Annotated in this window: 8 protein-coding genes and 1 pseudogene; 1 reads left to right on the plus strand and 8 read right to left on the minus strand. The window is 72.5% G+C overall.

The window, feature by feature from the left end; genetic code table 11:
- Window positions 1–9 precede the first annotated feature (9 nt).
- From ACFVWY_RS26530 to ACFVWY_RS26565, 8 genes are all read right to left on the minus strand, one after another.
- On the minus strand, window positions 10–2,022 hold the full coding sequence (locus ACFVWY_RS26530; RefSeq protein WP_389876859.1) for a VgrG-related protein: 2,013 nt from the start codon (window positions 2,020–2,022) through the stop codon (window positions 10–12).
- The gene (locus tag ACFVWY_RS26535; protein WP_389876860.1) at window positions 2,022–2,825 is read right to left on the minus strand and encodes a peptidase M23; all 804 of its coding nucleotides are present in this window, start codon (window positions 2,823–2,825) and stop codon (window positions 2,022–2,024) included. Before ACFVWY_RS26535 ends, ACFVWY_RS26530 begins: the two co-directional genes overlap by 1 nt.
- Before the next feature lie 5 nt (window positions 2,826–2,830).
- Window positions 2,831–3,268, minus strand: coding sequence for a phage tail protein (locus tag ACFVWY_RS26540; protein ID WP_389876861.1), 438 nt, complete (start codon window positions 3,266–3,268; stop codon window positions 2,831–2,833).
- A gap of 85 nt (window positions 3,269–3,353) precedes the next feature.
- Complete coding sequence (locus tag ACFVWY_RS26545) at window positions 3,354–5,132, minus strand: hypothetical protein (RefSeq protein ID WP_389876863.1); 1,779 nt, start codon at window positions 5,130–5,132, stop codon at window positions 3,354–3,356.
- Between the two features lie 37 nt (window positions 5,133–5,169).
- Window positions 5,170–5,313, minus strand: coding sequence for a DUF6760 family protein (locus tag ACFVWY_RS26550; RefSeq protein ID WP_389876864.1), 144 nt, complete (start codon window positions 5,311–5,313; stop codon window positions 5,170–5,172).
- On the minus strand, window positions 5,310–5,768 hold the full coding sequence (locus tag ACFVWY_RS26555) for a hypothetical protein (RefSeq protein WP_389876866.1): 459 nt from the start codon (window positions 5,766–5,768) through the stop codon (window positions 5,310–5,312). The genes ACFVWY_RS26550 and ACFVWY_RS26555 overlap by 4 nt, the downstream gene beginning before the upstream one ends.
- Window positions 5,768–6,211, minus strand: a complete 444-nt coding sequence (locus ACFVWY_RS26560; protein WP_148833117.1) for a phage tail protein — start codon at window positions 6,209–6,211, stop codon at window positions 5,768–5,770. The genes ACFVWY_RS26555 and ACFVWY_RS26560 overlap by 1 nt, the downstream gene beginning before the upstream one ends.
- Before the next feature lie 54 nt (window positions 6,212–6,265).
- Entirely contained in the window at window positions 6,266–7,819 is a 1,554-nt protein-coding gene (locus ACFVWY_RS26565; protein ID WP_389876868.1) for a phage tail sheath family protein, read from the minus strand.
- A 369-nt stretch (window positions 7,820–8,188) separates the two neighbouring features.
- Between ACFVWY_RS26565 and ACFVWY_RS26570 the strand changes: the two are divergent.
- Window positions 8,189–9,484, plus strand: a pseudogene (locus ACFVWY_RS26570) (hypothetical protein); the annotation flags it as partial.

A 9,484-nucleotide genomic window follows, 5' to 3' on the forward strand; every position in this document is an offset into this window, starting at 1 on the left:
TCGGCACGGTCAATTGATCTTCACCATGGGGGCGTTGACGGACAGTGAGGAGCCGCTCTTGATGTCGGTGCGCTGGGTGCCGTCGACCGCGACCCGGGCGCCGCGCACCTCGACCGTGCCCCCGGTGGCGAGCGACACCTCGCCGTTGCCGCCGTCCACGCTCACTCCGCTGCGGGACTTCAGCGTGACGCTGTCGCCGCTCAGTTCGAGGGTTCCCTGTCCCCCGTCGAGCGCGACGCCGTGTTCCGCCCGGATGGACACCTGCTGCTTGGCCTCGATGGTCACGCTGCCGTCGCTGTGGACGCGGATGACGGTGCCCTTGCGGTCCAGGTCGATCTTCAGCTTTCCGTCACCGGTGAGCAGGCGGACGCCCTGCGGCCCGTTGGCGTCGTCCAGGATCTCCAGCTGGTTGCCGCTCTTGGAGGCGACGGCGCGCCGGTTGACGGCGCCGCTGGTCGGGTCGACGAGCGAGCCGCCGGGGGCACCGTCGGAGGGGGGTGCGCCGGACGCGGCCGACTCGCCGGTCACGGCGGCGGTCACCGCCCCGGCGATCCCGCCGCCTCCGCCTGTTCCCGGTCCCGTTCCCGTGCCACCGCTGCCGCTGCCGCCGCCGCTGCCCTGGGACGGCCGGTCCTTCCCGTTGTAGAGCCCGGCCAGGACGTACGGCCGGTCCAGGTGGCCGTGCTCGAAGCCCACCAGCACCTCGTCGCCGACCTCCGGGATGAACGCGTCACCGCCGCCCGTCCCGCCCGACTGCGCCGTACGCGCCCAGTCGCTCGCGTACTCGTCCGACAGCCACGGGAACCGCACCTTCACCCGCCCCGAGCCCTCCGGGTCCTGGGTGTCCGTGACCGTTCCGCTGACCAGCCCCGCGCACCGCGAGCCGCCGCCGGAGCCGCCGCCCTGGCCCCCCGTGCCCGGACCGCCCCCGGTCAGCCCGAACAGGGAACGCTCCTGCTGCCCGGAGACCGTCAGCCAGGTCTCGTAGCCGCGCACCGGGTCGAAGACGTGCCGCGAGGACGTGACCGTGTACCGGCCCTCGAACGGCGCCCCCACCGCGTTGAGCGCCACCGCGCTTCCGGCCCGCACCTCCGGGTTCCCCCGGATCACCGCCTCCAGCTCCGCGAACGACCCGGCGATCCGCTCGGCCAGCGCCTTCGCCGCCTGGTCCACCTGCGCCTGCGCCCCGTACGCCGCGTCGGTGACCACGAACCGGGCCTCGCCGAACGGGGCGGACACCTCGGCGGCGCTCACCCCCAGCTCCAGCGTGGCCGACTTCCCGGCCGGGGCCCGCCCGACCAGCGGCTGCTTGGTCTTGACGTCCCAGCCGCGCACCTCCACCTCGGAGACCTGCTCGGCGGAGGACACCCCGGCCCGGCAGCGCAGCAGGTTGCTTCCCCTCTCCAGGACCAGCGGGTTGCGGTCCGCCCGCGCCGAACCGTCCGGGGCACCGCTGGCCTCGGCGGGCCGGGTGATGTGCAGCTGTCCGTCGAGGACGTACGCCTGGGCGCCCGCCTCCTCGGCCAGGTCCCGGACGAACTCCCAGTCGGTGACGTTCGGCTGGGCGATGTGCTCCAGCACCGGCCCGGCCACGTCGACCGTCCCCGGCTTCAGCCCGGCCCGCTGGGCGACCTGGGCGCAGATGTCGGCGAGCGTCATGTTCTGGTAGCTGGCCACCCGGCGTCCCCTGAACAGCCGGTGCGACTCGTCGAGCCCGCGTACGACGGTGAAGGTGCCGGTCTCGTCCAGCTCCACCTCCAGCGCGGTGACGACCCCCTTCAGCAGCGGCTTCGGCGTCGAGTCGCCGCCCGCGCGGGCCAGCAGCCGGGCCTCGGAGCCGATCTTCAGCCCGGTCTGCTCCAGCAGCACCCGGTCCGGGTCGCGGAAGCGCAGCACGAACAGGTCGGGCAGCGTCCGGCTGTCATCGACGTACCCCTCGACCAGCGTGTTCACGAACTTCGCGGGCAGCGGGCTGCCGCCGAACTCCACCACCAGCGCCGTCGCGACGCCCGGCCGCGCCATCAGGGCCGCCCTCCGTCCCGGTTCTCCTCCAGCCGGTTCAGCTCGTCGAGCGCGGGGAGCAGCAGCTGCCGTCCCGGCGCCAGCCGCAGCGGGTCGTCGATCCCGTTGGCCTCGGCGATCACCCGCCAGGCCGCCGGGTCGCCGTACTCGCGCTGCGCGAGCGAGGGCAGCGAGTCCCCCGCGTCCAGCCGGTGCACCCGGCGCGCGGCGAGCGCGCCGGAGGTCGGGTTCTGGCCCGGGGTGTCGCCGCTGATCTCCTCCATCGTCACCTGGCAGACAGCCCGGATCGGCACGCCCGACGTGGTGAACAGGGTGTACTTCGCCTGCACCTGGCTCACGTAGCCGGGGAACCCGGTCAGCCCGCCCCAGTGGAAGACCACCCACGGCGGCGAGGAACGCTGCTGCTGGCGGGTCTCGTTCGTCGGCACGCAGCAGGCGAAGAGCTGCTCCACGGAGGTCACCACCCGGGTGTCCTGGGTGTCACTGGCGTCGAAGAACATCTCCACGGTGAGCTTGCTGGGCTGCGAGCCCTGGTACTCCGGCGGGCCGGAGCTCTTGGCGCCCTTGGCCGTACTCCGTTTCCAGGAGGCCGCCTTGGTGAGGCTCAGCTCCTTGGGGTTGAACTGGAAGTCGATCCGCCCGCACGGGCCGCCAGGGGTGAGGCCGCCGCCGCTCGGCGGGGTCCGGAGCTCCAGGTAGGCGTGCTCCAGCTTGGGCCTGGCCGAGCCTCCCTTTCCGGCCTTCGCGGCCGAGACCCCGGACGTACCTGCGGCACTGAAGGCGATGGGACCGGCACCGCTCACGACGCTCAGCCCTCCATCATGTAGCCGTGGTGGGCGATCTCGATCGTCTCCATCGCGACCTTGGGCGACTCGGGTGTGAACGACGGGCCGGTCCAGCGGACCGGGACGACCTCCAGCAGCCCCCACTGGGCCACCTTCTGCCCGTCCCCGGTCCGTGCCTCGATGTGCGCGGTCTTCCGGCTGAAGCCGGTCGTCATGGTGGCGAACCAGCGCGCCACCTTCTCGGTTTCCTTGGTGAGCGGCCGGGACAGCTTGACGTTCGGGTACTTCAGGCGGGTCGGGAGCTGCCACAGGTGCCCGTTGTTGCCGCCCTCCTCCCGGGTTTCGAGGACCACTTCGCACCCCAGCCCGTCGCATGTGTTGAACGATCCGAGCTCGATGTCGTCGATCGTGACGACGAAGCAGACGCTGACGGCGGGATCGTTGTCCTGGGCGGTGGCCATGGCACGTACCTCTCAATTTCCTTTGTCGTCGCTGCCGTTCTCCGTGCGGGGTGTCTCCGTACCGGGTGTCTCCGTACCAGGTGTCTCAGTGCCGGGTGTTGATGAGGAATCCCGCCCGTTCGCGCTCCAGCCGGAGATCCGCCTTGAAGAGCCTGCTGAGCGGCGGGTACAGGGCCCGTACGAGTTCGTCGGTGACGACGGGCGCTCCTCCGGGCCCGGCGCCCGCCGCAGGTCCGCCCGGCACGGTGTGGGCCCCGGGCGCGGCGGCCGGTTCCGCTTCCGGGCCGGGCTCCGGTTCGGCGGCGGTCTCCTCGGGCGGGTCCGGCGGAGGCGGCTCCTCGCTCACCGTCTCGCGCTGGATGACGGGGGAGGCGTACGCCGGTGGCGGCGGCCCGAAGACGACGCTGCCGTCGGCCGCCCGCTGGGCCACCCCCGCCGCGAGGGCGACCGCGCCCGCCGTGGTGAACGACCGTACGCCGGTCCCGTCGCCGCCGGACGGCACGCCCGGCCCGGCGGAACCCGTCACCGAACGCGGCACCGGAGGCCCTCCGGCCGCCTGGCGCTGCAGGCCCGCAAGCGGGGGGCGGGGCGGCGGAGCCCCGGGCGGCGAGGGGCGCGGCGCCGCACCGGTACGTTGCAGCGCCGCCGGTCCGGCCGGGGTCCCCGCGGGCAGCGGCGCCGCCCCCGGCCCGGGGGACGTCCAGCGCACGGGTACGGCGTCCCCGGCGTCCAGGGCGTACGAGGGGGGCGAGGCCGCCGCGGCCACCCCGGCTTCCCGAGCTTCCCCGGAGAGCGGCGACGGCTCCACCCCGCCCGTGACGGAGCGCTGCACGGCAGAGGCGCCCGCGTCCGGCGCGTTCCGGAGCTCCAGGGGCCGCGCGGCGAGCAGGGGCGCGACGGGCTCGGGGGCGGGGGGCGGCGCCAGGGGCGGCGGGGGCGCGAAGGGGGTGCGCTGCACCGCCGGCGCGGGACCGACGGGTGCGGGGGCGGGTTCACCGGGGTCCGGAGCGCCGGAAGGCAGCAGCGGCGCGTCCCCGAGCAGGGGGGCGGTGGGTACGTCGGCCCCGGACCCGTACGCCGGTTCTGGTTCCGGTTCCGGTACGCCGGGTGCCTGAGCGGACCGGGGCGTCCCGGGAGCCTCGCCGCCGTCCCCGTCAGCCGTGCCGGGGACGGTCGGCACGGACCCGTCCGCCCCGCCCGGGACGTCGGTGGCAGGCCGTCGCTGGGCCGTCGGCGGCAGCCCGGACATCGGCGCCCCGAGCCCGGCCGCGCGCCGGGGCACACCGGCCCCGGGCACCACCGCCCGCTGAACGGGCACCTCCCCGCCCGGTGAGGGATCCGTCCCCTGGTGCGGGGCTTCCAGCTCGGGCACGGCCATCGCCGCCAACGGCCGCTCGCCCACCAGCTGACGGACCGGACGTTCCGCCTCCGCCGATGCTCCGGCCCAGGTCATCGCGGGCGGCCCGCCCGGCACCACCCTCTGCACGGACACCGCGAGCGGCAGCCGCCCGCCCCGCCCCGGCAGCTCCACGGCCCCCGGCACGGCCCGCTGCACCGGCGCGGGGGCAGCCGGTGCCGCCGGTTCGGTGATGCCGTGCACCAGCCCGGTCGGCGCGTCCGGACTCACCAGGTGTCCGAGCGGGGTTCCGAGCGAGGAGTCCTGCCGGGTGGAGAGCGCCCCCTGGAACCCGGCCGGGTCGATCACCAGATCCTGGGGGCCCACCATCCTCTGGATGGGCGGCAGTTCGGCGAGATCGACGCGCTCACGCGGCGCCCCGGGCCCCGGGCCCGTGCCCGCGCCCGTGCCCGCGCCTGTGTTCTCCGCCGTACGTCCGCCACCGCGCAGCCAGGACATCAGGCCCATGAACTCTCCCGCCCTTTCCCGCTCACTGCGCTGTCCGCTACCGCCCGTTGAGGCGGGCGATCTGTGCGACGAACCTCAGACGTTCCGGGTGTTCCAGGTCCAGCAGGTCATCCAGCGGCCAGTGGAAGTGATAGGCGAGGTACGCGACCTCCTCGTAGAGCAGGTCGGCCGCGTACGTCACGATTCCCCCAGGCGGCCACCGGCGAGATTCACCGCGAACTCCTCCTTGCAGGCGGGGCAGGACACGGCGGCGCGGGTGTGGCCCTCGGCGTTGATCCGACGGTAGAAGTCCTGGAGGAAGGCCAGGTCGGAGGCGAAGAGGTCCTCGATGATGCCGGGGTGGATGTCGTCGATCGTGCCGATCCGGGTGACCACCCGGGAGATCAGCACGACGGACAGGTACGCGGAGTTCTCCCGCACCCGGTCGTCCCGCAGCGGCACGAGCTCGTCCCGCGCGGTCGCCAGCCGCATGACGCCCGTGTGGTGCACGACGCCCGCCTCGTCGACATAGCCGCGCGGCAGCTCGAAGGTGAACTCGGTGCGGAGCGGTTCCCGCCGGCCGGTGTGCCCGGCCCCGCCGTTCCCCGCCTGCGCGTCCGGCCGTCCCCGCTCCTCCGCCGGAGCCGTGCGTCGCATCAGTCGAGTTCCATGCTCTCGTAGGTGATCGCCAGCTTCTCCGTCAGCACCGAGGTGTCACCGGCCTTGAGCGTGCCGATCTCCAGGGATTTCGGCCAGGCGTTGATGAGCTTGTAGCGCTTGATCGCGATGCCCTCGTGGTCGTACACGATGACCGCCCCGTTGCGCCGGGCCGTGGTCATCCGGCCGAACCGGGAGTCCTTGATCCACCGTTCGAAGCTGTTGTCCTCGGTGAGACCCCGCGTCACGGTCACCTCACCGGCCTTCGGCCTGCCGGGGAGTTTCTTGATGGCGTAGCGGCCGTCGGCGGTGTTCTGCTTCAGCTCGATGACGTCCTGTTCCATCTTCAGACCACTGACCTCGGTGATCTGCTTGATGACGACGCTGTCGAATTCGAGGCCGAAGGAGGCCCCGACGGTGCTGTCGAGATCGGGAAGTGGCACAACAGGCTCCTTTACCGCTCTTGCCGCTCTGGCCGCTCATTCCGGTGGTGCGTACTACTCGTCGACGCCGCCGGTGCCGCCGGTCAGCTGGGAGAGCCGGAAGACGACGAACTCGGCCGGCCGGACGGGCGCCACCCCGATCTCGCAGATGACCTGCCCCGCGTCGATGCTCTCCGGCGGGTTGGTCTCGCGGTCGCACTTGACGTAGAACGCCTCTTCCGGGGTGAGCCCGAACAGCGCCCCCTTGCGCCACTCGTTCACCAGGAACGCCGAGACGGTGCGCCGGATACGGGCCCACAGCGCGTCGTCGTTCGGCTCGAAGACGACCCACTGGGTACCGGTGAGGATCGACTCCTCCAGGTAGTTGAAGAGGCGCCGTACGTTCAGGTACCGCCAGGCCGGGTCGGAGGCCAGGGTGCGGGCCCCCCACACCCGGATGCCGCGCCCGGGGAAGGAGCGGATGCAGTTGAGCCCGATCGGGTTGAGCTGGTCGTGCTCGCCCTTGGTCAGCTGGGTCTGGAGGGCGACCGCCCCGCGCACGACCTCGTTGGCGGGTGCCTTGTGCACCCCGCGCGACTCGTCGTTCCGCGCCCAGACCCCGGCGATGTGACCGCTCGGCGGGACGAGCCGCGCCCGCCCCGAGGAGGCGTCCGCCACCCGTATCCAGGGGTAGTAGAGCGTGGCGTACTTGGAGTCGAAGTTGGCGCTGTCGGCGCGCCAGGTACGGATCTGCTGCGGGCTGAGCCCCGGCGGCGGGTCGAGGATGGCGACCCGGTCGCCCATCAGCTCGCAGTGGCTGATGATCCCCTGCTGCACGGCGACGACCGACTCCAGGTCCAGCAGCCCGCGTTGGTACGCGCTCATCAGGTCCGGCACGGCGACGGTGGTGATCTCCTCGACCGCCTCCAGCCCGCCGATCCCGGTCCGGCGGTCGGGGTCGCCGACGTACAGCTCGGGTGTCAGCGTCCCGGTGCCGTTCGGGGCGGGCGCGGCAGGGGCCAGGGTGACGCTCTGGGGCTCGGGCTTGGCCGGGGCGGCTCCGCGTCCGGTCTCGCGTATCTCGATGAGCTCCGAGGTGGCGTTCACCTTGGTGGCGACGTTGTCCTTGCTGCGCTTGGTGGTCACGCTGGGGTACGTCTCCGCGACCTGTCCGTCCCGCCGCACGATCAGCTGGAAGACGTCCGAGGGCGGGTCCTCCGCCTCGACCTCACTCACCTCGACGGTGACCTGTCCGGTCGCTCCGGGGCGGGGCTTCACCGCGTACGGGCCGAGCTGGACCTCGGACCCCACGGGCAGTCGGCCGGCTCCCGGGTCCTCGTCGTTGCCTTCCGTCAAAGGCTCGGAGCCGTCGTCGACGCGGACCACGTAGCAGACACCGCCGCCGTTGGTGAAGAACCCGTACACGGCCGACGCCAGATACGTGCCGTCGACGAAGTCACCGAACGTACTGGCGAACTGGCTCCAGTTGGTGATCAGCGTCGGCTCGTCGAACGGGCCCTTCTGGGCGAAGCCGACGAAAGCGGCGACCGAGGTGCCCACCCCTTCGATCGGCCGGGATCCGGACTCGATCTCTTCGACGTAGACGCCCGGGGACAGGTACGACGGCATATGAAGTCTCTCCTTGGCCGGGAACGCCCGCAATTCTCGCGACACCGGCGATCACCGGGAACGGACGCTCGGCCGCCCTCCCGTGCACCGGCCGCTGCCCGATCAGGCAACCCCCGCCCGCTGTCCGTGCCCCCGGACGATGCCCCCGCACGCGGTCCGCCCGTCCTGCATACGGGCTGGTCGCCCCGCACACCCTGGAATCGGCGAGCGGGCGAACTCGTAGCGGGGGGACGGATGAAGGCGACTCCGGACAAGGACGCTTCCGCCCCCGGGCCCGACCGCGCGGGGGATGCCGCCCGCCGCGAGAGCGTCCCCCTTCCTCGTGCGCCCGGTCTCCAGCGTCTTCAGCGTGCGGCGGGGAATCGTGCGGTGTCCCGTCTGGTCGCGCAGCGCTATACCGCTCCGGTGAAGCCGTCTGCGGCCCAGGCTCCTGGTTTCCGGAAGGTGAAGGCGGATGTCGCGGCGAAGCGGACCCGCCTGTCCGTCCATGCCCCCGCCGCCACGGAGTCGAAGTCCGCGCAGGACGCCGCCGTCGCGCCCCCGGACGACAGGGAAGCCCAGGGCAAGGCCGCGAACGCGGAGAAGATGAACGCCGCGAAGCCCGGCGAGTTCAGCAAACAGGCCTTCATCGACGCCGTGAACAAGGCCATCGACGCCCAGGCCCCCAAGAACCTCGACCAGGCCGACAAGTTCTCCAAGTCCGGCAAGGCCGACCAGATCAAGGCAGAGGTCGACGGCAAGGTCACCGACGGAAAGACCGCCTCCGCCAAGGACATCGACACCGCCACCAAGGCCCCGCCCGACACCACGGCGGCCAAAGACAAACCCGTCACCCCGATGTCCCCCGACCAGCCCCCGCCCAACCCCGGCGCACCCCCCGCCGCCGACGCCGTCCCCGACAGACAGCCCCCCGCCGTCACCGACTTCTCCCAGGGCCCCGCCGCCAACAACCAGGCCATGGCCGACGCCGAAGTCACCGAGGAACAGCTCGCCAAGGGCAACGAACCCGAGTTCGACCAGGCCCTCTCCGCGAAGAAGACCGCCGAGGCGGACTCCGCGAAAGCCCCCGCCCAAGGCAGGACAGCCGAAGCCCAGCAGCTCTCCTCGGCGAAGGCCGGTGCCGCCGCCTCCGGAGCCCAGGCCCTCAGCACCCTCACCGCCACCCGGGCAGCCGCCGGGAAACACGTCGACGGCGGCAAAGGCGACACGAAGACCCGGGACGAGAAACGGCGCGCCGAGGCCACCGCGAAGCTCCAGAAGGTCTACGACGCCACGAAGAAGGACGTCGAGACCACCCTCACCGGCCTCGACGCCAAGGTCGACACCGCGTTCACCACCGGGGAGAAGGCAGCCCGCGACGCGTTCACCGCCGACCACAAACGCCGCATGAAGGCCTACAAGGACAAACGCTACTCCGGCTGGACCGGCAAGGCCCGCTGGGTCAAGGACAAGTTCGCCGGCCTGCCCGACCAGGCCAACCAGCTCTACCAGGAAGCCCGCAAGCTCTACGTCGCCCGGATGCAGACCGTCATCTCGTCCGTCGCCGACATCATCGGCACCGAACTCGGCACGGCCAAAGCCCGCATCGCCAAAGGACGCACCGAACTCAGGGCCGAGGCCGACCGGCTCCCCGCCGACCTGCGCCAGTTCGGCCAGGAAGCCGCC

The sequence above is a fragment of the Streptomyces sp. NPDC058195 genome (genome assembly GCF_042883525.1).
In the GTDB taxonomy this organism is placed as follows: Bacteria; Actinomycetota; Actinomycetes; order Streptomycetales; family Streptomycetaceae; genus Streptomyces.

Coding starts and splice junctions, on each gene's coding strand:
- ACFVWY_RS26555 (WP_389876866.1), bottom strand. CDS start 5,768: ATGCGACGCACGGCTCCGGCGGAGGAGCGGGGACGGCCGGACGCGCAG.
- ACFVWY_RS26530 (WP_389876859.1), bottom strand. CDS start 2,022: ATGGCGCGGCCGGGCGTCGCGACGGCGCTGGTGGTGGAGTTCGGCGGC.
- ACFVWY_RS26540 (WP_389876861.1), bottom strand. CDS start 3,268: ATGGCCACCGCCCAGGACAACGATCCCGCCGTCAGCGTCTGCTTCGTC.
- ACFVWY_RS26545 (WP_389876863.1), bottom strand. CDS start 5,132: ATGGGCCTGATGTCCTGGCTGCGCGGTGGCGGACGTACGGCGGAGAAC.
- ACFVWY_RS26565 (WP_389876868.1), bottom strand. CDS start 7,819: ATGCCGTCGTACCTGTCCCCGGGCGTCTACGTCGAAGAGATCGAGTCC.